Below are 22,191 nucleotides of genomic sequence, written 5' to 3'. Positions count from 1 at the left end.
TTACCCAGCGTATTGCGGTTTTCAGGCCCGATGGGGAACGACCATCAGGCGTATAGTCTGTCCGTGCTACGTAACAATCGAGAGGGCTGAACTTTCCGCCCCTGGTTCTTGTAATTAGTTCAGTGCTTTGTCATTAGGTTCTTTGAACAGTGCTTTCATTTCGTCCGACAACTCGAAATTCATGTTCAGGTTTTTCGGTGGAATGGGGTTTTTGAACCACTTATCAAACCATTTTTCCGCTTCACCGGAGGTCTGCACCTGGGCGATGGTGTCATCCATCAGCTTTTTGAATTGCGGATCATCTTTGCGCAGCATGCAGCCGTAAGCTTCCTGAGACTGCGGTTTGCCGACGATTTCCCAGTTATCAGGCTTCTTCGCTTTCGCACGTTCACCGGCCAGCAGGGCGTCATCCATCATAAAGGCAACGGCACGACCGCTTTCCAGCGTGCGGAAAGAGTCACCATGGTCTTTGGCGCTGATGATGCGCATATTCATCTTCTGATCTTCATTCAGTTTGTTGAGCAGAACTTCAGAAGTGGTGCCGGAAGTGACTACTACGGCTTTGTCTTTCAGATCAGCAAAATCTTTAACATCGCCGCCTTTTTTGGTCAGCAGGCGCGTACCGACCACGAAAATGGTGTCAGAGAAAGCCGCTTGTTTCTGGCGTTCGAGGTTGTTGGTGGTAGAACCACATTCAAAATCGAAAGTGCCGTTTTGCAGCAGCGGAATACGGTTTTGTGAGGTGATCGGGATCAGTTTCACCTGCAGATCCGGTTTGTTGAGTTTCTTTTTCACTGCCTCGACAATGGCGTTGGAATAATCCTGAGAGTAACCCACCACTTTTTGCTGGTTGTCGTAATAAGAGAAAGGCACCGAAGATTCGCGGTGACCGACGACAATCACGCCGTTTTTGGCGATTTTGTCCAGCGTACTGCCTGCAGTCGGGGCAGTGTCTTCTGCCTGTGCCAGACCTGCGGAAAGCGCCAGGGCCAGGATTGCTGTGGCAGATTTACGTAATTGCATATCCAACTCCTTTATCTTCTGCGTTAAGAACGCATGGATACCCGTTGTGAGTGTTTGTGTTGTTATCATCTGCAACTTTATTGTGCAGTGTTGTGCTTGTTAGGTAACATTTAGTTTGTATAAATGTAAAGATATTGATGTTTTATTGTTTGTTTTTGCGAGATACACCGCACCATTCCGAAGCAAAATTCTCAAAATGCACTCTTTTGGTGCTATCGGTGGATTGCTATGGTGCAACCTGGTTGTACCGACACCGGTTCAAGGTTTGCCTTGTATAACAAAGCAATAGATGTGCCAAAGTTGGATAGGGGAATTTTGTCATCCGGATAACGCATTGACGCCGCATCCGGTGAGCGTGCCGAAATACGTAATGTATTCCGGCACAATTAGAAGGGATTATTTACGTCGCTGACGGAGACTCATCAACACAGAGGCAAAACCAAACAGTGCTGTCAGCACCCACAGCGGCCAGTTGCCGGTACGTGCGTACGGTGTGAGTCCGGTAGTCGGCGTCACGTTAGTGGTTAACACCTCGCGGGTGAATTGCGGGATCATCGCCTGAACCTCACCCTGTGAGCCAATCACCGCCGTAATGCCGTTGTTGGTGCTACGCAGCAGCGGGCGCGCCAGTTCCAGCGCACGCATTCGCGCCATCTGGAAGTGCTGCCACGGGCCAGTAGACTTACCAAACCATGCATCGTTGGAGATAGTCAGCAGATAGTCGGTATCCGGGCGGAAGTTATCGCGCACCTGCTCGCCAAGAATGATCTCGTAGCAAATGGCTGCGGTAAGCTGAATACCATTCACGGACAGCGGCGGCTGGATATAAGGCCCGCGGCTGAATGACGACATCGGCAGATCAAAGAACGGCGCTAACGGACGCAGAATCGACTCCAGCGGGACAAACTCGCCAAACGGCACCAGATGGTTTTTGTTATAGCGATTGGTCGATTCATAGCTGTAAGGTGCACCTTTACCCAGCGTGATGATGGTGTTGTAGGTATCGTAGCGGTTCTGCTTATTGAGGCGCGCGTCGACAATCCCGGTGATCAGCGAGCTACCTTTTTCACGCAGCACGCCATCCAGCTCTTTGAGGAACGGTTGCTGATTCATTTCCAGATCGGTAATTGCTGACTCTGGCCAGATAATCAACGACGATTTACCCATCAGCGGTGCTGTCGCGTTGTAGTAAATCTTCAGCGTATTAAGAAGCTGACTTTCATCCCACTTCAGTGATTGTGGAATATCACCCTGAACCATTGAAACCTGAATGGTTTTCTCCGGTTGCGGGGTAAACCACTGGATGTAACGCAGAGGGAAGGGGAGTGCAAACAGCACAACGGCCACCACCAGCGGACGCCAGTTGCGTTTGACCAGCGCCAGCGCCAGCAGGCCACTAACCATCATCAGCAGGAAGTTAATGGCTTCCACGCCCATTATCGGTGCCAGCCCTTTTAACGGCCCGTCAATCTGGCTATAGCCGAACTGCAACCACGGAAAGCCAGTTAGCACCCAACCGCGCAGAAACTCGGTGACTTGCCAGAGGGCAGGGGCGGCAATCGTCACGCGCAGCCAGGTGGTTTTCGGCCACAGCCGCGCCAGAACACTAGCAAACAGCCCGGTATACAGCGAAAGATACGCCGCCAGCAGCACCACCAGGAAGATGTTTACCGGGCCTGGCATCCCGCCAAAGGTCGCGATGCTGACATATACCCAGTTAATACCGGTGCCAAACAGGCCAAATCCCCAGCAGAAGCCGATAGCGGCAGACTGAAGTGGGCGGCGGTTAAAGGTCAGAGCCTGAAGCCCCATCAGCGAAACAATCGCCGCAGGCCAGACGTCATAAGGGGAGAAGGCCAGCGTTCCGCAGGCACCGAATAATAACGCCAGCAGCAGGCGAATGCGCTGGCGTTCAAGTAATGAGGCAAAAGCCATGTAGTTATCTATCCAGTTTCGGTTTTATTCATCCAGCTTCGGCTGGGGTGAGTCATCCGGGATTTTGACATGAACCTGAATAATACGCCGACTGTCGGCCATCGCCACTTTGAACTGGTAACCGTCGATGTCGATGGTTTCGCCACGCGCCGGAAGATGCCCAAACGCCTGCATCACCAGACCACCGATGGTATCGACCTCTTCATCGCTAAAGTGGGTGCCGAACGCTTCGTTGAAATCTTCGATGGAAGCCAGCGCACGCACGGTCCAGGTGTGACGGCTAAGTTGACGGAAGTCGATATCATCTTCTTCGTCATACTCGTCTTCAATCTCACCAACAATCAGTTCCAGGATGTCTTCAATGGTCACCAGACCGGAAACACCGCCGAATTCGTCAATGACGATCGCCATGTGGTATCGCTGAGAGCGAAACTCTTTCAGCATCCGGTCTACGCGCTTACTTTCAGGAACGACAACCGCCTGACGTAACACTTTGTCCATGCTGAAGGCTTCAGCATCGCTGCGCATAAACGGCAGCAAGTCTTTCGCCATCAGAATCCCTTCAATGTGATCTTTATCCTCGCTGATCACCGGGAAACGCGAGTGGGCAGACTCGATGATGACATCAAGGCATTCATCCAGCGTCTGGTTGCGTTTCAGAGTAATCATCTGGGAGCGCGGGATCATGATGTCGCGAACGCGTTGGTCTGCGATGTCCATTACCCCTTCGAGCATATCGCGCGTATCTTCGTCGATAAGGTCGTTCTGCCCGGAATCACGGATCAGCGCCAGCAGTTCGTCACGGTTTTTCGGTTCACCGTGGAAAAGTTGGCTGAGTAACAGGGAGAAAAATCCCTTCTTGTTGCTTATCGTGTCACTACTGTGTGAATTGTCGTCGCTCATGGCGTCGTATGGGTTCTCATGTTAGTTAATCAAAACACCGTCGTTACTTACCAACGGCGGGGACGTCTGCCAGTCAAATGCCCGGCAAATTATTCTTTCTCGGCAATGTACGGATCCTCATAGCCCAGAGCAAGCATAATCTCTGTTTCGAGGGCTTCCATCTCTTCTGCTTCGTCATCTTCGATGTGATCGTAACCTAACAAATGCAGACTGCCGTGCACCACCATATGCGCCCAGTGCGCCTCCAGTGGTTTACCTTGTTCCTGCGCTTCTTTCTCAACCACCTGACGGCAGATAACCAGATCGCCCAGCAGCGACATCTCCATGCCAGGCGGCACTTCAAATGGGAAGGAAAGCACATTGGTCGGCTTATCTTTACCGCGATAGGTCAGATTCAGACTGTGGCTTTCGGCGGTATCGACCAGGCGAATAGTCACTTCTGATTCTTCCTGAAACTGCGGGATCACCGCATTCAGCCATGTCTGAAACTGGCTCTCTTCCGGTAGCCCGGAATTATCTTCACAGGCCAGTTGTAAATCGAGGATCACCTGACTCATTTTTGTTCCTGTTCTTCACGCTTGCGCTCTGCCGCCAGCGCCGCTTTACGTTTTTGTTCGGCTTCTTCCCAGGCTTCATAGGCGTTAACGATACGCGCCACTACCGGGTGACGAACAACGTCTTCGCTGTGGAAGAAGTTAAAGCTGATCTCTTCGACATCGGCCAGCACTTCGATGGCGTGGCGCAGACCCGATTTGGTATTACGCGGCAGGTCGATCTGCGTGACGTCGCCGGTGATAACCGCTTTTGAGTTAAAACCGATACGGGTCAGGAACATCTTCATCTGTTCGATGGTGGTGTTCTGGCTCTCATCAAGAATGATAAATGCGTCGTTCAGTGTTCGACCACGCATATAGGCCAGCGGCGCGACTTCAATAACGTTGCGCTCAATCAGTTTCTCGACTTTTTCAAAACCAAGCATTTCGAACAGCGCGTCGTATAGCGGGCGCAGATACGGGTCTACTTTCTGGCTTAAATCGCCGGGCAGAAAACCTAATTTTTCACCAGCTTCTACTGCCGGACGGGTCAGCAGAATACGACGGATTTCCTGACGTTCCAGCGCATCAACCGCCGCAGCCACAGCCAGGTAGGTTTTACCCGTACCCGCCGGACCCACGCCGAAGGTGATGTCATGGTCAAGAATATGGGCGATGTACTGCGCCTGGTTCGGTGTGCGTGGTTTAATGACCCCGCGTTTGGTCTTGATATTGACCGCTTTTCCGTACTCCGGCACGCTCTCCGCACTTTGTTCCAGCACTCGCGCTTCTTTAATCGCAAGGTGGATCTGCTCCGGTTCGATATCCTGGATCTGACCGCGCATTGGGGCAGTATCGACATACAGGCTGCGCAGAATGTCTGCCGCGGCAGTGACGCAAATCGGACGACCGGTCAGTTTAAAGTGGTTATCGCGGCGATTGATTTCGATGCCGAGACGGCGTTCGAGTTGCTTGATGTTGTCATCAAACGGGCCGCACAGGCTCAACAAACGCGCGTTGTCTGCTGGCTCCAGGGTGATTTCGCGAGTGTCTATGTTCAAACCGTTCCTCTTATTTGTATGCCGCCGGAAGCTGAACATTCACCGGCCTATAAGGAAATTATTCACGCCACAGGAAAAAGGCGCAAGCATTGCGATAAAAATGGGGATAAAGAGAGAAAAAACAAGGCCCACCGGAACGGCGGGCCTGAGAATTACGGCTGATAATAACCCACGCCAAGGTCGTTTTCTTTGCGGGTACGGGCAATCACTGATTCCGGAGCCTCTGCCACGCGCAGACCCATTTCCTCTTCGGTACGTACCACTTTACCGCGCAGGGAGTTCGGGTAAACGTCGGTAATTTCCACATCGACGAATTTACCGATCATATCCGGCGTGCCTTCGAAATTGACCACGCGGTTATTTTCGGTACGCCCGGAAAGTTCCATGATGTTCTTACGCGAAGTACCTTCCACCAGAATACGCTGGGTGGTGCCGAGCATCCGGCGGCTCCATGCCATCGCTTGCTGATTGATACGTTCTTGCAGAATATACAGACGCTGCTTCTTCTCTTCTTCCGGAACATCATCAACCATATCGGCGGCTGGCGTACCCGGACGTGCGGAGAAAATGAAGCTATAGCTCATGTCGAAATTGACGTCGGCAATCAGCTTCATGGTTTTCTCAAAGTCTTCGGTGGTTTCGCCAGGGAAGCCAACGATGAAGTCAGAACTGATCTGAATATCCGGACGCGCCGCACGCAATTTACGGATGATCGCCTTGTATTCCAGCGCCGTGTGGGTACGGCCCATCAGGTTGAGGATGCGATCGGAACCGCTCTGTACCGGCAGGTGCAGGAAGCTCACCAGTTCTGGCGTATCGCGATAAACCTCGATGATATCGTCGGTAAATTCGATCGGATGGCTGGTGGTAAAGCGAATACGATCGATCCCGTCGATAGCGGCAACCAGACGCAGCAGATCGGCAAACGAGCCGGTGGTGCCGTCGTAGTTCTCACCGCGCCAGGCGTTCACGTTCTGACCGAGCAGATTGACTTCACGCACGCCCTGAGCGGCAAGCTGGGCAATCTCAAACAGAATATCGTCGGATGGACGGCTTACCTCTTCACCACGGGTGTAAGGCACCACGCAGTAGGTGCAATATTTATTGCAACCTTCCATGATGGAGACAAACGCGGTTGGTCCTTCGGCGCGCGGTTCTGGCAGACGGTCAAACTTCTCGATTTCCGGGAAGCTGATATCTACGACCGGGCTGCGGTTTCCGCGCACGGAGTTGATCATCTCCGGCAGACGGTGCAGCGTTTGCGGCCCAAAAATAATATCGACGTAGTGGGCGCGTTGACGAATGTGGTCGCCTTCCTGCGAAGCCACGCAGCCGCCAACACCGATAATCAGGTCCGGATTCTTCTCTTTTAACAGTTTCCAGCGACCCAACTGATGGAAGACTTTTTCCTGAGCCTTCTCGCGGATTGAGCAGGTGTTCAGCAGCAGCACATCCGCTTCTTCCGCCACGTCGGTCAGTTGATAGCCGTGGGTGGCATCCAGCAGATCGGCCATCTTCGATGAATCGTACTCGTTCATCTGACAGCCCCAGGTTTTAATATGGAGTTTTTTGGTCATCGACTTGCTCTTGCGAAATAGTAGCCAGGAATGCAGGGCGCATAGTGTAATGCTTTGCTGCCGTTGTGACCAGTATGAGCGTTATCAGCCCTTGGGGGTAAAAATCCTGTAAACTTAAAGCATATTGCTAACAGGATGATTGACCATGACAAATCAACCAACGGAAATTGCCATTGTCGGCGGAGGAATGGTCGGCGGCGCACTGGCGCTGGGACTGGCGCAGCACGGATTTTCGGTAACGGTTATTGAACACGCTGAACCTGCGCCGTTTGTAGAGGACAGCCAGCCTGACGTGCGTATTTCAGCGATTAGCGCTGCGTCGGTATCATTGCTTAAAGGTTCAGGTGTCTGGGATGCGGTACAGGCTATGCGTTGCCATCCTTATCGCAGACTGGAAACGTGGGAGTGGGAAACGGCGCATGTGGTGTTTGACGCCGCTGAACTTAAGCTACCGTTGCTTGGCTATATGGTGGAAAACACCGTTCTGCAACAGGCGTTGTGGCAGGCACTGGAGACGCATCCGAACGTGACGCTACGTGTGCCGGCCTCGCTGATTGCGTTGCATCGCGATAATGATCTTCAGGAGCTGGAGCTGAAGGGCGGAGAAGTGATCCGCGCGAAGCTGGTGATTGGTGCCGATGGGGCAAATTCACAGGTGCGGCAGATGGCGGGAATTGGCGTTCATGCCTGGCAGTATGCGCAGTCGTGTATGTTGATTAGCGTGCGGTGCGAGAATGATCCTGGCGACAGCACCTGGCAGCAGTTTACACCTGACGGGCCGCGTGCTTTCCTGCCGTTGTTTGAGCACTGGGCGTCGCTGGTGTGGTATGACTCTCCGGCGCGCATTCGCCAGTTACAGAATATGAATATGGCGCAGTTACAGGCGGAAATCGCGAAACATTTCCCGTCGCGTCTCGGTTATGTGACGCCGCTTGCTGCGGGGGCGTTTCCACTGACGCGTCGTCATGCATTGCAATATGTTCAGCCAGGTCTGGCACTGGTGGGCGATGCGGCGCACACCATTCATCCGCTGGCGGGGCAGGGCGTGAATCTTGGTTATCGCGATGTTGATGCTCTGATTGACGTTCTGGTGAGCGCGCGCAGTCATGGCGAAGCGTGGGCCAGTTATCCAATCCTCAAGCGTTACCAGATGCGTCGCATGGCGGATAACTTCATTATGCAAAGCGGTATGGATCTGTTTTATGCCGGATTCAGCAATAATCTGCCGCCACTGCGTTTTGTACGTAATCTTGGTTTGATGGCGGCGGAACGCGCTGGCGTCTTGAAACGTCAGGCGCTGAAATATGCGTTAGGGTTGTAGCCTCACAACATTGCCGGATGCATGCCAACCGTAGGTCGGATAAGACGCGGCAGCGTCGCATCCGACTTCGTAGGGTAAGGCGTGCCAACATCGCATTCGATATTGAATAAACGCAGAAAAGCAAAAAGCCCGCCGAAGCGAGCTTTTTTAATGTGGCTGGGGTACGAGGATTCGAACCTCGGAATGCCGGAATCAGAATCCGGTGCCTTACCGCTTGGCGATACCCCAACAGGGTGCACTTACGATGTAAGCGTCTTGAATAAATTGGCTGGGGTACGAGGATTCGAACCTCGGAATGCCGGAATCAGAATCCGGTGCCTTACCGCTTGGCGATACCCCAACAAATTTTTTTGAACTTGCCGAACCTGTTCGACACATTCAGAATTTGGTGGCTACGACGGGATTCGAACCTGTGACCCCATCATTATGAGTGATGTGCTCTAACCAACTGAGCTACGTAGCCAGATTATTTCTTCGATGGCTGGGGTACCTGGATTCGAACCAGGGAATGCCGGTATCAAAAACCGGTGCCTTACCGCTTGGCGATACCCCAATAACCGGGCGGTGAACCGCTTACTCGAAGAAGATGGCTGGGGTACCTGGATTCGAACCAGGGAATGCCGGTATCAAAAACCGGTGCCTTACCGCTTGGCGATACCCCATCCGTACAACGCTTTCTGGTGAATGGTGCGGGAGGCGAGACTTGAACTCGCACACCTTGCGGCGCCAGAACCTAAATCTGGTGCGTCTACCAATTTCGCCACTCCCGCAAAAAAGATGGTGGCTACGACGGGATTCGAACCTGTGACCCCATCATTATGAGTGATGTGCTCTAACCAACTGAGCTACGTAGCCATCTTTTTTTCGCGATACCTTATCGGCGTTGCGGGGCGCATTATGCGTATAGAGCCATGCAGCGTCAACCTCTTTTTCAAGGAAAATTGCTTGAAATTGACTGTTTGGTTAGGTTGCGAACAGCGTGGCGCTATATTCGTCAATTATTGTTTACTTTGTGTTTTTTCTACAGCCTGCAGCCATTCTTTTGTCATACGGGGTGAAATTCAGAATTCAACAATAGCGGCGGGAAATTAATCTATGAAATACTGACCCGTTGCAACAGGACAGAACAGGGATCGCTACGCCTGCATCTCTGCTACCACTTCAGGCGATTTATTGAGGGAATAATATGTTGCGTTTTATGACGGTGCTGGTCAGTGCTTTATTACTTATGCAATCGGCGTTTGCCGATACAGCCCGACCGGAAATTGGTAAGTATGTCTTTGGTTATCGTGGGCAGGAAGGAGCAGTGGTCTGGATGATGCGAATTGGGCCGAAAGCGGAAAATGAAGCCCTTGTTCAGGTATCTCATGTTGATAATGACATCGATGGTCAGATTTTTCGCTGCAAAGTAAAAGCATTACAGGAAGGTGAGAAATCGTATACCGCTGTAATCAAGGGCGAATCTTTTGAGTTATTACGCCTGAAAGAGGGAAATGGAAGCCTGCATATCCCGGATGAATCGGCAGCCTGGTCAGTCGCCTACAGTAATGAGTTATCTGACAGCGATGTAGCAAATCCGGAACATTTCCTCACAGCCTATCAGAATCAACAAGTTCCCCAGTAACTGAAATTGCCCCGGATTTCTCCGGGGCATTATTACACGTCTTATTTATACGCCGACTGGTGAACACCGACTGCGCGACCCGATGGATCGTCCATTTTCTTGAACGCTTCATCCCACTCAATCGCTTTGGCAGAAGAACAGGCAACGGACGGCCCCCCTGGTACGCACTCTGCGGCACTTGGGAGCGGGAACAGTTCTTCAAAGATTTCGCGATACAGATACGCTTCTTTTGAGGTCGGCGTATTGTATGGGAAGCGGAAGCGGGCCGTTTCCAACTGTTGATCAGAAACCTGCTGCGCCGCCACTTCTTTCAGAGTGTCGATCCAGCTATAACCGACGCCATCTGAGAACTGCTCTTTCTGCCGCCAGGCCACACTTGCGGGCAGATACGCTTCAAAACATTCACGCAGGATGTGTTTTTCCATCTTGCCGTTGCCGCACATTTTGTCCTGCGGATTAATGCGCATCGCTACATCAAGGAATTTCTTGTCAAGGAACGGCACGCGTGCTTCCACGCCCCAGGCCGACATCGCTTTGTTGGCGCGTGCGCAGTCATACATATGCAGGGCCAGCAGCTTACGCACCGTCTCTTCATGCAACTCTTTGGCGTTCGGCGCTTTGTGGAAATAGAGATAACCGCCAAACACTTCGTCAGAACCTTCACCGGACAGTACCATCTTAATGCCCATCGCCTTGATCTTACGCGACATTAAATACATCGGCGTTGAAGCGCGAATCGTGGTCACATCATACGTTTCAATGTGATAAATCACGTCGCGGATGGCATCGAGACCTTCCTGTACGGTGAAGTGAATTTCGTGATGCACAGTGCCCAGATGATTTGCCACTTCCTGGGCCGCTTTCAGATCCGGTGAACTAGGCAGACCCACGGCAAAAGAGTGCAATTGCGGCCACCAGGCTTCTGAACGTTCCTGATCTTCCACGCGGCGGGCGGCGTATTTTTTGGTGATAGCCGAAATAATTGAGGAATCCAGACCACCGGAGAGCAGCACGCCGTAAGGCACGTCAGACATCAGGTGGCTTTTAACGGAATCTTCCAGTGCCTGACGCAGCTCGTTTTTGTCGGTCATGTTATCTTTCACTGCATCGTAGTCGAACCAGTCGCGGTGATAATAAGAACGGATTTCGCCGTCCTGACTCCACAGATAGCTCCCTGCCGGGAACTCTTTAATGGTGCGGCAAACCGGCACCAGGGCTTTCATTTCTGAGGCCACATATAGCTGGCCGTGTTCGTCATAACCCATATACAGAGGGATGATCCCCAGATGGTCGCGACCAATCAGATATGCATCTTTTTCGCTGTCGTACAGGGCAAAGGCAAACATGCCCTGCAAATCGTCGAGAAATTCCGCCCCTTTTTCCTGATACAACGCGAGGATCACTTCGCAGTCAGATCCAGTCTGGAACTGGTAACGATCGCCATACTCAGCACGCAGCGCCTGGTGGTTGTAGATTTCCCCGTTCACTGCCAGTACGAGGGTTTTTGATTGATTGTAGAGAGGCTGCGCACCCGCGTTAACATCAACAATTGACAGACGTTCGTGGGCGAGAATTGCATTATCGCTGGCATAAATACCGGACCAGTCCGGGCCACGATGACGCATCAGGCGTGACAGCTCGAGTGCTTTCTTCCGCAGCTCAACTGCGTCTGTTTTGATATCGAATACGCCAAAAATTGAACACATAACCTTCTCCGTTAACCTGGTGTTTGCTGCTTGTTGTGTTTGCTTGTTTAAAAAAATGCCGCAAAGCAGCAATGTGCGCAAGAGATTTGGCGGTGAAAAAATAAAAAACGTAATGGTGATTGATGAATGGTGAAAAAGAGTGGGGTGCAGTGACCTGTTTATTGATGGATCGATAATTTTTAGCGGGTTTTATTGAATGGGTATATTTTGCAGGGGGATCAGAAACCAAATCGCTTACAAAGTGAGATTTGTTCATGCCGGATGCGGCGTAAACGCCTTGCTTGGCCTACAAAATCATGAAAATTCAATATATTGCAGGAGCTGCGTAGGCCTGATAAGCGTAGTGCCTCAGGCAGTTTGGCGTTTGTCATCAATATCAACCACGTCCTGAGACGTGGTTGATTTTCAGATAACGTCGATTTCAGCGACTGATGGGTAAATCCAGCTAGGGCGGAACGGCATACTGTCGATATCGTCGAGCGACGAAACACCAGAGAGCACCAGAATCGTCTCCAGACCCGCCTGGAAGCCAGCCAGAATGTCGGTACGCAGGTTATCGCCAACAATCACCGTTTCTTCCGAGTGCGCCTGCATTTTGTTTAATGCTGCACGGATGATCCACGGGCTGGGTTTACCAACATAGAACGGTTTACGTCCGGAGATTTTCTCGATCCCCGCGCACAATGCGCCACAGGCCGGATAGAAACCACGTCCGTGAGTATCCGGGTTGGTGGCGATAAAACGTGCGCCGTTGGCGACGAAATACGCCGCTTTATGCATCATGTCCCAGTTGTATGAGCGCGTTTCGCCAACAATCACAAAGTCAGGATTAACATCGATAATGGTAAAACCGGCTTTGTACAGTTCATGAATCAGCGCGCCTTCGCCCACTACATACGCTTTTTTGCCTTCCTGTCGACGCAGGAAATCGGCAGTTGCCATCGCGGAGGTATAAAACACACTGTCTGGCACATCGACACCCGCAGTGGCAAAGCGGTTTGCCAGGTCTTGCCCGGTCTGCGAAGGATAGTTGGTCAGCAACACCAGCGGCAGGCCTTTATCCATAATCCCGTGCAAAAACTCCGCTGCACCCGGTACGGCGACGTTATCGTGCATCAGCACGCCGTCGATATCGCAAATTACATTTTTAATGGTCATGGACTACCCAGAATATTCACAACAATAAGCGCCACTATAAAAGCACATTAATTTTCCAGCAAATGCTGGAGCAAAATACCGTTGAGCATGGCGCGTTTTACCAGTGCAAAAGCACCGATTGCTGAGCGGTGATCCAGTTCGGAACGCACTACCGGCAGATTAGTGCGAAACGCCTTCAACGCCTGGGTATTAATGCAGCTTTCAATGGCGGGCAGCAGCACTTTATCGGCTTCGGTGATCTCACCGGCAATAACAATTTTTTGCGGGTTAAATAAGTTGATGGCAATGGCGATGGTTTTACCCAGATGGCGACCGACATACTCAATCACTTCCGACGCCAGACTGTCGCCTTTGTTTGCGGCTTTACAGATAGTTTTGATGGTGCAGTCATCCAGCGGCACGCGGCTCTGATAGCCCTGCTTTAACAGATTCAACACTCGTTGTTCAATGGCGGCGTTGGCAGCGATAGTTTCCAGACAACCGAAATTTCCGCAGTGGCAGCGTTCACCCAGCGGTTCAACCTGAATATGGCCAATTTCACCAACGTTGCCGTTGCGGCCGATAAAAATGCGCCCGTTAGAGATGATTCCGGCACCTGTTCCGCGGTGCACGCGCACCAGAATGGAGTCTTCGCAATCCTGACTTGCACCGAAGTAGTGCTCTGCCAGCGCCAGACTGCGGATATCGTGACCGACAAAACAGGTCACTTTAAAACGTTCTTCCAGTGCCTCTACCAGCCCCCAGTTTTCCACCTGGATATGCGGCATGTAATGAATTTTGCCGCTGTCCGGGTCGACAAGCCCTGGCAGAATAACCGAAATGGCGATTAACTCTCGCAGTTTGCGCTGGTAGCCATCAATAAACTGGGCGATGGCGTTTAAGAGCGCATGTTCCAGCGTTTGCTGGGTACGCTCTGGCAGCGGGTAATGTTCTTCTGCCAGCACTTTGCTGCTGAGATCAAACAGGGTGATGGTAGCGTCGTGACGACCAAGTCGTACGCCGATAGCCTGGAAATTGCGGGTTTCGGTGACAATAGAGATTGCGCGGCGGCCTCCGGTGGAGGCCTGCTGATCAACTTCTTTGATCAACCCGCGTTCGATAAGCTGACGCGTAATTTTAGTTACGCTGGCGGGGGCAAGCTGGCTTTGTTCGGCAATCTGAATTCGCGAGATTGGCCCATGCTGGTCAATCAGGCGATAAACCGCCGCGCTGTTAAGCTGTTTTACGAGATCAACATTACCTATCTGAGCTTGTCCGCCTGGTGTCATACTTTCTCTTATTGAGTTACGACCTCGTTACCGTTAACGATGGTCCTGGTGATTTTAAAATCAGGTGTGAATGCGGTCAGGTTGGCCACTTTACCTGCGGCGAGAGTGCCGAGACGTTTCTCAACGCCAATTGCACGCGCCGGATAGAGCGTCGCCATACGCAGCACTTCATCCAGTGCGATACTACAATGTTCGACCAGATTACGCACGCCTTCAATCATGGTTAAGGATGAACCACTTAACGTACCGTTCTCATCCACACAAAGTCCGTTGCGGTAGTATATTGTTTTACCCGCAAAAATGAACTGTTCAATATTGGCACCTGCTGGCGCAGTCGCATCGGTAACCAGACACAGTTTGTCGCCTTTCAGACGTTTGGCGTTGCGAATGTTAGCGTAATCAACGTGCAGGCCATCGGCAATAATACCGCAATAAATGTCAGCTTCGTCGAGGATCGCGCCCGCCAGACCCGGCTCACGCCCCGTAATATACGGCATCGCATTGTACAGATGGGTGGCAAAGGTAATCCCCGCGCGGAAACCGGCTTTCGCTTCTTTCAATGTGGCGTTGGAGTGACCGGCTGAAACCACAATACCAGCATTTGCCAGTTTACTGATCACTTCCGTTGGCACCATTTCCGGCGCTAGTGTGACTTTGGTAATAACATCGGCATTTTCACAAAGGAAATCGACCAGCGCGGCATCGGGCTTACGCACGAAATTCGGATTATGAGTGCCTTTTTTTACCAGATTCAGCCACGGACCTTCCAGATGCAGACCTAATGCCTGATTCGGATGTTTTGCCAGGTATTCGCGCATTACGCGCACACCCTGTTTCATCAGCTCATCGCTGGTGGTGATAAGCGTCGGCAGGTAGTTAGTACAGCCTGATTTCTCATTGGCTTTCTGCATGATTTCCAGCGTTTCCACGCTGACCGCTTCAGCAGTATCGTTGAACTGTACGCCACCGCAGCCGTTTAACTGCACATCGATAAAACCGGGGGAGAGAATGGCCCCGTTCAGTGAACGTTGTTCAATCTCTGGCGGCAGTTCCGCTACTGGACAGACGCTTTTAATCAGGCCATCAGCGATAACAACCGCATGGTCATCAAGAAATTCGTGGCCGGTAAAGATCCGGCCCTGGGTTAATGCATACATTCCGACCCCCGATATCAAAAATAATACAGCCCTGAACGAAACGTCAGGGCAGGGATAACAATTACAGACCTTTGATGTTTTCTGCTTCTAATTCATTGAAATATCTTAAAGTCTTAACTTTCAGCTCCATGGTCGAAGGTTCATCACACACCATGATCGCTTTCGGATGCAGTTGCAGACAGCTAATAGTCCACATGTGGTTAACGCAACCTTCAACGGCCGCCTGCAGTGCCAGTGCTTTCTGGCTACCCAGCACCAGAATCATCACTTCTTCGGCATCCAGCAGTGTACCCACACCGACGGTCAGCGCATATTTTGGCACCTGATTAACATCATTATCAAAGAAACGAGAGTTTGCGACGCGAGTGTCATGTGTCAGGGTTTTGATACGGGTGCGAGAGGCGAGAGAAGAGGCTGGTTCGTTAAATGCAATATGACCGTCGTTACCTACACCGCCCATAAACAGATGAATTTTACCGTAAGAGCGGATTTTTTCTTCATACTGGCGGCATTCGGCGTCGATATCCGGGGCGTTGCCATTGAGAAGGTTGATATTTTCTGCTGGAATATCAACGTGATCGAAGAAATTACGGTGCATAAAGCTGTAGTAGCTTTCCGGATGCTCTTTCGGCAGACCGACATACTCGTCCATGTTGAAGGTGACAACGTGCTTAAAGCTGACCTGGCCTGCTTTATGCATTTCGACTAACGCTTTATAGGTGGTCATCGGTGTGCCACCGGTCGGCAAGCCAAGCACGAACGGGCGATCGGCAGTCGGTTTGAACGCATTGATGCGATTGACGATATGGCGCGCAGCCCATTTGCCGACCTGTTCAGCAGTAGTCAGGGGGATCAGTCTCATTATTCACCTCGATAAGAAAAATTAAGCCGTTGGCGGATTTGGCATCTTTAAGCGTAACCTGGATTTGCGCAGACAGGCGTCAATCCGACCTGATTTTTTGAATGATAAAATAAGTTTTCTGGTTTAGCCAGTAAAAGGGAGTGATGATAACGATATTTGGTGACAAAACTCACAAAAGACACGCGTTTAATTTGCGGTACGAATTAATTTTTTACACACTCTGTAGCAGATGATCTAACAACCTGATTACAGAACATCGGCAGTACAGTTTGCAGCAAAATAAAAATACGGCTTTAAACAAGCCAAATAGGGTTCTCGTAGGGGGAATAAGATGAATATTTTAGGGTTTTTCCAGCGACTCGGTAGGGCGTTACAGCTCCCTATCGCGGTGCTGCCGGTGGCGGCACTGTTGCTGCGATTCGGCCAGCCAGATTTACTTAACGTTGCGTTTATTGCCCAGGCGGGCGGTGCGATTTTTGACAACCTTGCGCTTATCTTCGCGATCGGTGTGGCATCCAGTTGGTCAAAAGACAGCGCGGGCGCGGCGGCGCTGGCGGGGGCAGTCGGGTATTTTGTACTGACCAAAGCGATGGTAACCATCAACCCGGAAATTAACATGGGTGTTCTGGCGGGTATCATTACCGGTCTGGTCGGTGGTGCAGCCTATAACCGTTGGTCCGCGATTAAACTGCCTGACTTCCTGAGCTTCTTCGGCGGTAAACGCTTTGTGCCGATTGCCACTGGCTTCTTCTGTCTGGTGCTGGCAGCCATTTTTGGTTATGTCTGGCCGCCGGTGCAGCACGCTATTCATGCAGGTGGCGAATGGATCGTTTCTGCAGGCGCGCTGGGTTCCGGTATCTTTGGTTTCATCAACCGTCTGCTGATCCCAACGGGTCTGCATCAGGTGCTGAACACTATCGCCTGGTTCCAGATTGGTGAATTCACCAACGCGGCGGGTGCTGTATTCCACGGCGATATCAACCGCTTCTATGCGGGTGACGGCACGGCGGGGATGTTCATGTCCGGCTTCTTCCCGATCATGATGTTCGGTTTGCCGGGTGCAGCGCTGGCGATGTATTTTGCCGCGCCGAAAGAGCGTCGTCCGATGGTTGGTGGGATGCTGCTTTCCGTGGCTATCACCGCGTTCCTGACCGGTGTGACTGAGCCGCTGGAATTCCTGTTCATGTTCCTCGCTCCGCTGCTGTACCTCCTGCACGCACTGCTGACCGGCATCAGCCTGTTTGTCGCAACGTTGCTGGGTATCCACGCGGGCTTCTCCTTCTCTGCGGGTGCCATCGACTATGCGTTGATGTATAACCTGCCGGCCGCCAGCCAGAACGTCTGGATGCTGTTGGTGATGGGCGTTGTTTTCTTCGCTATCTACTTCGTGGTGTTCAGTGTGGTTATCCGCCTGTTCAACCTGAAAACGCCAGGTCGTGAAGATAAAGAAGACGAAATTGTTACTGAAGAAGCCAACAGCAACACTGAAGAAGGTCTGACTCAACTGGCGACCAACTATATTGCTGCGGTTGGCGGTAGTGACAACCTGAAAGCGATTGATGCCTGTATTACCCGTCTGCGCCTGACGGTGGCTGACTCAGCTCTCGTCAACGATGCGATGTGTAAACGTCTGGGTGCTTCTGGTGTGGTGAAACTGAACAAGCAGACTATTCAGGTGATTGTCGGTGCGAAAGCCGAATCTATCGGTGATGCAATGAAGAAAGTCGTTGCCCGTGGGCCGGTAGCAGCAGCGTCTGCTGAAGCCGCTCCGGCAACCGCTGCTCCGGCAGCAAAACCACAGGCTGTACCAAACGCAGTGTCTATCGTTGAACTGGTATCACCGATTACTGGTGATGTTGTGGCGCTGGATCAGGTGCCAGACGAAGCATTCGCCAGCAAAGCGGTGGGTGACGGTGTGGCGGTGAAACCGACGGATAAAATCGTTGTATCACCAGCCGCAGGGACTATCGTGAAAATCTTCAACACCAACCACGCGTTCTGCCTGGAAACCGAAAAAGGCGCGGAAATCGTAGTCCACATGGGTATCGATACTGTGGCGCTGGAAGGTAAAGGTTTTAAACGTCTGGTGGAAGAGGGCGCGCAGGTAAGCGCAGGGCAACCGATTCTGGAAATGGATCTGGATTACCTGAACGCTAACGCTCGCTCGATGATCAGTCCGGTTGTTTGCAGCAATATCGACGATTTCAGCGGCCTGGTTATTAAAGCCCAGGGGCACGTCGTAGCGGGTCAAACACCGCTGTTTGAAATCAAAAAGTAATCGGCTTTATGCCTGATGCGACGCTTGACGCGTCTTATCAGGCCCGTAGGTTGGATAAGACGCGTCAAGCGTCGCATCCAACAATGACAAGCGGTGGGGGATCTTCTCTACCGCTTTTTTTTCATCAATCATCCCCATAATCTTTGTTAGATTTTTCGATTTTCTCTAACTAACAGTTGTCAGCCTGTCTCGCTTATAAGATCATACGCCGTTATACGTTGTTTACGCTTTGAGGAATCCACGATGAGTGAGGCTGAAGCCCGCCCGACTAACTTTATTCGTCAGATCATCGATGAAGATCTGGCCAGTGGTAAGCACACCACAGTACACACCCGTTTCCCGCCGGAGCCGAATGGCTATCTGCATATTGGCCATGCGAAATCTATCTGCCTGAACTTCGGGATCGCCCAGGACTATAAAGGCCAGTGCAACCTGCGTTTCGACGACACCAACCCGGTAAAAGAAGATATCGAGTACGTCGAGTCGATCAAAAACGACGTTGAGTGGTTAGGTTTTCACTGGTCAGGTAACGTCCGTTACTCCTCCGATTATTTTGATCAACTCCACGCCTATGCTGTTGAATTGATCAATAAAGGCCTGGCATATGTTGATGAACTGACGCCAGAGCAAATCCGCGAATATCGTGGCACTCTGACGCAGTCGGGTAAAAACAGCCCATACCGCGACCGCAGCGTTGAAGAGAACCTGGCGCTGTTCGAGAAGATGCGTACCGGCGGTTTTGAAGAAGGTAAAGCCTGCCTGCGTGCGAAAATCGACATGGCATCGCCGTTTATCGTGATGCGCGATCCGGTGCTGTATCGCATTAAGTTTGCTGAACATCATCAGACCGGCAACAAGTGGTGCATCTACCCGATGTACGACTTCACCCACTGCATCAGCGATGCGTTGGAAGGTATTACCCACTCTCTGTGTACGCTGGAGTTCCAGGACAACCGTCGTCTGTACGACTGGGTTCTGGACAACATCACTATTCCTGTTCATCCGCGCCAGTACGAATTCTCGCGTCTGAATCTGGAATACACCGTGATGTCCAAGCGTAAACTGAACCAGTTGGTGACCGACAAGCACGTAGAAGGCTGGGACGATCCGCGTATGCCGACCATTTCCGGTCTGCGTCGTCGTGGTTATACCGCGGCTTCTATTCGTGAGTTCTGCAAACGCATTGGCGTGACCAAGCAGGACAACACTATTGAGATGGCGTCGCTGGAATCCTGCATCCGTGAAGATCTTAACGAAAACGCCCCTCGCGCAATGGCAGTTATCGATCCAGTAAAACTGGTTATCGAAAACTATCAGGGCGAAGGCGAAATGGTTACCATGCCGAACCATCCGAACAAACCGGAAATGGGTAGCCGCCAGGTGCCGTTTAGTGCTGAGATTTGGATCGATCGTGCCGATTTCCGCGAAGAAGCCAACAAACAGTACAAACGTCTGGTGCTGGGTAAAGAAGTGCGTCTGCGTAATGCTTACGTGATTAAAGCGGAACGCGTGGAGAAAGATGCTGAAGGCAATATCACCACTATCTTCTGTACTTACGATGCTGACACCCTGAGCAAAGATCCGGCTGATGGTCGTAAGGTCAAAGGCGTTATCCACTGGGTAAGTGCGGCACATGCGCTACCGGTTGAAATCCGTCTGTATGACCGTCTGTTCAGCGTGCCGAATCCAGGCGCTGCGGATGATTTCCTGTCGGTGATTAACCCGGAATCGCTGGTGATCAAACAGGGCTTTGCTGAACCGTCGCTGAAAGATGCGGTAGCAGGTAAAGCGTTCCAGTTTGAGCGTGAAGGCTATTTCTGTCTCGACAGTCGCCATTCCACTGCGGAAAAACCAGTATTTAACCGCACCGTTGGGCTGCGTGATACCTGGGCGAAGGTTGGCGAGTAACGTTAAGTTCCACTTTGCCGGATAAGGCGTCCACGCCGCATCCGGTATGAACAAAGTGCACTTCGTCAACAATCCCAAACGCCGCACTCTGCGGCGTTTTTTCTGCTTTTCTTCGCGAATTAATTCCGCTTTGTAATTTATCCATAAAACAAATTTAAAATCACCAGCCATAATTTAATAGAATGCGACTGCCTTCATCCCACTGGAAAGCCGCATATTTTTCTTCTACGCGCTCTCCTGGTACAAATTTAAACCTTGTAACAAAAATCATCAAAATATGTGCGGTTGCTCATGTTCTTACATTCTCGTTACAGAAAGAGATTGATAATTCGCGGCGCGAAAAATAGTCTGTTCCTGTAGTCAGCGAGACTTTTCTCAACGCTACTTTTTTAATTTTTTATTTTTTCGCTGTTCACCCTTGGTGCAGCAATTTATACGTCAAAGAGGATTAACCCATGCGTACGTTTAGTGGTAAACGTAGTACGCTGGCGCTGGCTATCGCCGGTGTTACAGCAATGTCGGGCTTTATGGCAATGCCGGAGGCTCACGCCGAAGGATTTATCGACGATTCAACCTTAACCGGCGGTATCTATTACTGGCAGCGTGAACGTGACCGTAAAGATGTTACCGACGGCGACAAATACAAAACCAACCTTTCTCACTCCACCTGGAACGCCAACCTCGATTTTCAGTCTGGTTATGTCGCGGATATGTTCGGCCTTGATATTGCTGCGTTTACGGCGATTGAAATGGCGGAAAATGGCGACAGTTCACACCCGAACGAAATCGCTTTTTCGAAAAGTAATAAAGCCTATGACGAAGACTGGTCAGGCGATAAAAGCGGTATAAGCCTGTATAAAGCAGCGGCCAAATTTAAATACGGTCCGGCGTGGGCGAGAGCAGGTTATATTCAGCCAACCGGTCAGACGCTGTTAGCGCCGCACTGGAGCTTTATGCCGGGTACTTATCAGGGCGCGGAAGCCGGGGCTAATTTTGATTACGGTGATGCTGGTGCGTTGAGCTTCTCCTACATGTGGACCAACGAATATAAAGCGCCGTGGCATCTGGAAATGGATGAGTTTTATCAGAACGATAAAACCACCAAAGTTGATTACCTGCACTCCCTCGGGGCGAAGTACGATTTCAAAAATAACCTCGTGCTGGAAGTGGCATTTGGTCAGGCTGAAGGGTATATCGATCAGTATTTTGCTAAAGCCAGCTACAAATTTGATATCGCCGGTAGCCCGCTAACTACCAGCTACCAGTTCTACGGTACGCGCGATAAAGTTGACGATCGCAGCGTCAACGATCTTTACGACGGCACCGCCTGGCTACAGGCGTTGACCTTTGGCTACCGGGCGGCTGACGTAGTGGATTTGCGCCTGGAAGGCACCTGGGTGAAAGCTGACGGTCAGCAGGGGTACTTCTTACAGCGTATGACCCCAACCTACGCTTCCTCTAACGGCCGCCTGGATATCTGGTGGGATAACCGTTCTGATTTTAACGCCAACGGCGAAAAAGCGGTCTTCTTCGGCGCGATGTATGATCTGAAAAACTGGAATCTTCCAGGTTTCGCCATCGGCGCTTCTTACGTTTACGCCTGGGATGCCAAACCCGCTACCTGGCAGAGCAACCCGGATGCGTTCTACGACAAGAACCGGACTATTGAAGAGTCTGCATACAGCCTGGATGCGGTCTACACCCTTCAGGATGGTCGCGCCAAAGGTACGATGTTCAAGCTGCACTTCACCGAATACGATAACCACTCCGATATCCCGAGCTGGGGCGGCGGTTACGGCAACATCTTCCAGGATGAGCGTGACGTGAAGTTTATGGTTATCGCGCCATTCACTATCTTCTGATGTCCGACGCGGCAG

General features: G+C 51.4%; 16 protein-coding genes and 7 tRNA genes. 5 read left to right on the top strand and 18 right to left on the bottom strand.

Translation table 11 applies throughout. The features are described 5' to 3' along the window. Nucleotides 1-114 precede the first annotated feature (114 nt). From gltI to miaB, 6 genes are all read right to left on the bottom strand, one after another. Entirely contained in the window at nucleotides 115-1,023 is a 909-nt protein-coding gene (gene gltI / locus C1192_RS09435; RefSeq protein WP_016248465.1) for a glutamate/aspartate ABC transporter substrate-binding protein GltI, read from the bottom strand. A 396-nt stretch (nucleotides 1,024-1,419) separates the two neighbouring features. Continuing rightward, nucleotides 1,420-2,958 (bottom strand): apolipoprotein N-acyltransferase, encoded by a 1,539-nt coding sequence (gene lnt / locus C1192_RS09430; RefSeq protein WP_038355674.1) that lies wholly within the window; start codon nucleotides 2,956-2,958, stop codon nucleotides 1,420-1,422. A 24-nt stretch (nucleotides 2,959-2,982) separates the two neighbouring features. Then, on the bottom strand, nucleotides 2,983-3,861 hold the full coding sequence (gene corC / locus C1192_RS09425) for a CNNM family magnesium/cobalt transport protein CorC (RefSeq protein ID WP_001278605.1): 879 nt from the start codon (nucleotides 3,859-3,861) through the stop codon (nucleotides 2,983-2,985). 89 nt (nucleotides 3,862-3,950) lie between these two features. Continuing rightward, complete coding sequence (gene ybeY / locus C1192_RS09420) at nucleotides 3,951-4,418, bottom strand: rRNA maturation RNase YbeY (RefSeq protein ID WP_000084457.1); 468 nt, start codon at nucleotides 4,416-4,418, stop codon at nucleotides 3,951-3,953. Further along, nucleotides 4,415-5,455, bottom strand: a complete 1,041-nt coding sequence (locus C1192_RS09415) for a PhoH family protein (protein WP_024191850.1) — start codon at nucleotides 5,453-5,455, stop codon at nucleotides 4,415-4,417. The genes ybeY and C1192_RS09415 overlap by 4 nt, the downstream gene beginning before the upstream one ends. A 152-nt stretch (nucleotides 5,456-5,607) precedes the next feature. Then, the gene (miaB, locus tag C1192_RS09410) at nucleotides 5,608-7,032 is read right to left on the bottom strand and encodes a tRNA (N6-isopentenyl adenosine(37)-C2)-methylthiotransferase MiaB (RefSeq protein WP_001515972.1); all 1,425 of its coding nucleotides are present in this window, start codon (nucleotides 7,030-7,032) and stop codon (nucleotides 5,608-5,610) included. A gap of 145 nt (nucleotides 7,033-7,177) precedes the next feature. Here miaB and ubiF point away from each other — a divergent pair, with 145 nt between their 5' ends. Then, entirely contained in the window at nucleotides 7,178-8,353 is a 1,176-nt protein-coding gene (gene ubiF / locus C1192_RS09405; protein ID WP_038355675.1) for a 3-demethoxyubiquinol 3-hydroxylase, read from the top strand. A gap of 153 nt (nucleotides 8,354-8,506) precedes the next feature. On the opposite strand, the gene C1192_RS09400 is transcribed toward ubiF, so the two are convergent. The 7 genes from C1192_RS09400 to C1192_RS09370 all read right to left on the bottom strand — a co-directional run bounded on the left by C1192_RS09400 (nucleotide 8,507) and on the right by C1192_RS09370 (nucleotide 9,208). After that, nucleotides 8,507-8,581: transfer RNA gene (locus C1192_RS09400), tRNA-Gln, on the bottom strand. A gap of 37 nt (nucleotides 8,582-8,618) precedes the next feature. Beyond that, nucleotides 8,619-8,693: transfer RNA gene (locus tag C1192_RS09395), tRNA-Gln, on the bottom strand. Nucleotides 8,694-8,739: 46 nt separating this feature from the next. Further along, nucleotides 8,740-8,816, bottom strand: a tRNA-Met gene (locus C1192_RS09390). 15 nt (nucleotides 8,817-8,831) lie between these two features. Then, nucleotides 8,832-8,906, bottom strand: a tRNA-Gln gene (locus tag C1192_RS09385). A gap of 34 nt (nucleotides 8,907-8,940) precedes the next feature. Further along, a tRNA-Gln gene (locus C1192_RS09380) sits at nucleotides 8,941-9,015 on the bottom strand. A gap of 23 nt (nucleotides 9,016-9,038) precedes the next feature. Further along, a tRNA-Leu gene (locus C1192_RS09375) sits at nucleotides 9,039-9,123 on the bottom strand. 8 nt (nucleotides 9,124-9,131) lie between these two features. Continuing rightward, a tRNA-Met gene (locus C1192_RS09370) sits at nucleotides 9,132-9,208 on the bottom strand. Between the two features lie 331 nt (nucleotides 9,209-9,539). Here C1192_RS09370 and C1192_RS09360 point away from each other — a divergent pair. Then, nucleotides 9,540-9,977 carry a hypothetical protein gene (locus C1192_RS09360; RefSeq protein ID WP_000943492.1) on the top strand — a complete coding sequence of 146 codons (438 nt, stop codon included), beginning with the start codon at nucleotides 9,540-9,542 and terminating at the stop codon, nucleotides 9,975-9,977. Between the two features lie 41 nt (nucleotides 9,978-10,018). On the opposite strand, the gene asnB is transcribed toward C1192_RS09360, so the two are convergent. From asnB to nagB, 5 genes are all read right to left on the bottom strand, one after another. Then, a complete protein-coding gene (gene asnB / locus C1192_RS09355; RefSeq protein WP_038355676.1) occupies nucleotides 10,019-11,683 on the bottom strand; it encodes an asparagine synthase B in 1,665 nt (554 codons plus the stop codon). 405 nt (nucleotides 11,684-12,088) lie between these two features. After that, complete coding sequence (nagD, locus tag C1192_RS09345) at nucleotides 12,089-12,841, bottom strand: ribonucleotide monophosphatase NagD (protein ID WP_038355677.1); 753 nt, start codon at nucleotides 12,839-12,841, stop codon at nucleotides 12,089-12,091. A gap of 47 nt (nucleotides 12,842-12,888) precedes the next feature. Then, nucleotides 12,889-14,109 carry a DNA-binding transcriptional regulator NagC gene (gene nagC / locus C1192_RS09340; RefSeq protein WP_000187581.1) on the bottom strand — a complete coding sequence of 407 codons (1,221 nt, stop codon included), beginning with the start codon at nucleotides 14,107-14,109 and terminating at the stop codon, nucleotides 12,889-12,891. Nucleotides 14,110-14,117: 8 nt separating this feature from the next. Next, on the bottom strand, nucleotides 14,118-15,266 hold the full coding sequence (gene nagA / locus C1192_RS09335; protein WP_038355678.1) for an N-acetylglucosamine-6-phosphate deacetylase: 1,149 nt from the start codon (nucleotides 15,264-15,266) through the stop codon (nucleotides 14,118-14,120). A gap of 61 nt (nucleotides 15,267-15,327) precedes the next feature. Beyond that, on the bottom strand, nucleotides 15,328-16,128 hold the full coding sequence (gene nagB / locus C1192_RS09330; RefSeq protein WP_001237072.1) for a glucosamine-6-phosphate deaminase: 801 nt from the start codon (nucleotides 16,126-16,128) through the stop codon (nucleotides 15,328-15,330). 331 nt (nucleotides 16,129-16,459) lie between these two features. Between nagB and nagE the strand changes: the two genes are divergently transcribed. The 3 genes from nagE (at nucleotide 16,460) to chiP (ending at nucleotide 22,176) form a co-directional block, all read left to right on the top strand. Then, nucleotides 16,460-18,406, top strand: coding sequence for a PTS N-acetyl glucosamine transporter subunit IIABC (nagE, locus tag C1192_RS09325; protein WP_001023084.1), 1,947 nt, complete (start codon nucleotides 16,460-16,462; stop codon nucleotides 18,404-18,406). Nucleotides 18,407-18,649: 243 nt separating this feature from the next. Next, nucleotides 18,650-20,314 carry a glutamine--tRNA ligase gene (glnS, locus tag C1192_RS09320; protein ID WP_038355679.1) on the top strand — a complete coding sequence of 555 codons (1,665 nt, stop codon included), beginning with the start codon at nucleotides 18,650-18,652 and terminating at the stop codon, nucleotides 20,312-20,314. 455 nt (nucleotides 20,315-20,769) lie between these two features. Next, nucleotides 20,770-22,176 carry a chitoporin ChiP gene (gene chiP, locus C1192_RS09315; RefSeq protein ID WP_038355680.1) on the top strand — a complete coding sequence of 469 codons (1,407 nt, stop codon included), beginning with the start codon at nucleotides 20,770-20,772 and terminating at the stop codon, nucleotides 22,174-22,176. Nucleotides 22,177-22,191: the final 15 nt, after the last annotated feature.

The sequence above is a fragment of the Escherichia marmotae genome (genome assembly GCF_002900365.1).
GTDB lineage: Bacteria > Pseudomonadota > Gammaproteobacteria > Enterobacterales > Enterobacteriaceae > Escherichia > Escherichia marmotae.
The sequence above is the reverse complement of the archived record's forward strand: the minus strand, read 5'-3'. Positions and strand labels throughout refer to the sequence as shown.

Coding starts and splice junctions, on each gene's coding strand:
- asnB (WP_038355676.1), bottom strand. CDS start 11,683: ATGTGTTCAATTTTTGGCGTATTCGATATCAAAACAGACGCAGTTGAG.
- nagC (WP_000187581.1), bottom strand. CDS start 14,109: ATGACACCAGGCGGACAAGCTCAGATAGGTAATGTTGATCTCGTAAAA.
- nagD (WP_038355677.1), bottom strand. CDS start 12,841: ATGACCATTAAAAATGTAATTTGCGATATCGACGGCGTGCTGATGCAC.
- glnS (WP_038355679.1), top strand. CDS start 18,650: ATGAGTGAGGCTGAAGCCCGCCCGACTAACTTTATTCGTCAGATCATC.
- chiP (WP_038355680.1), top strand. CDS start 20,770: ATGCGTACGTTTAGTGGTAAACGTAGTACGCTGGCGCTGGCTATCGCC.
- nagB (WP_001237072.1), bottom strand. CDS start 16,128: ATGAGACTGATCCCCCTGACTACTGCTGAACAGGTCGGCAAATGGGCT.
- miaB (WP_001515972.1), bottom strand. CDS start 7,032: ATGACCAAAAAACTCCATATTAAAACCTGGGGCTGTCAGATGAACGAG.
- gltI (WP_016248465.1), bottom strand. CDS start 1,023: ATGCAATTACGTAAATCTGCCACAGCAATCCTGGCCCTGGCGCTTTCC.
- nagE (WP_001023084.1), top strand. CDS start 16,460: ATGAATATTTTAGGGTTTTTCCAGCGACTCGGTAGGGCGTTACAGCTC.
- corC (WP_001278605.1), bottom strand. CDS start 3,861: ATGAGCGACGACAATTCACACAGTAGTGACACGATAAGCAACAAGAAG.
- C1192_RS09360 (WP_000943492.1), top strand. CDS start 9,540: ATGTTGCGTTTTATGACGGTGCTGGTCAGTGCTTTATTACTTATGCAA.
- ubiF (WP_038355675.1), top strand. CDS start 7,178: ATGACAAATCAACCAACGGAAATTGCCATTGTCGGCGGAGGAATGGTC.
- nagA (WP_038355678.1), bottom strand. CDS start 15,266: ATGTATGCATTAACCCAGGGCCGGATCTTTACCGGCCACGAATTTCTT.
- ybeY (WP_000084457.1), bottom strand. CDS start 4,418: ATGAGTCAGGTGATCCTCGATTTACAACTGGCCTGTGAAGATAATTCC.
- lnt (WP_038355674.1), bottom strand. CDS start 2,958: ATGGCTTTTGCCTCATTACTTGAACGCCAGCGCATTCGCCTGCTGCTG.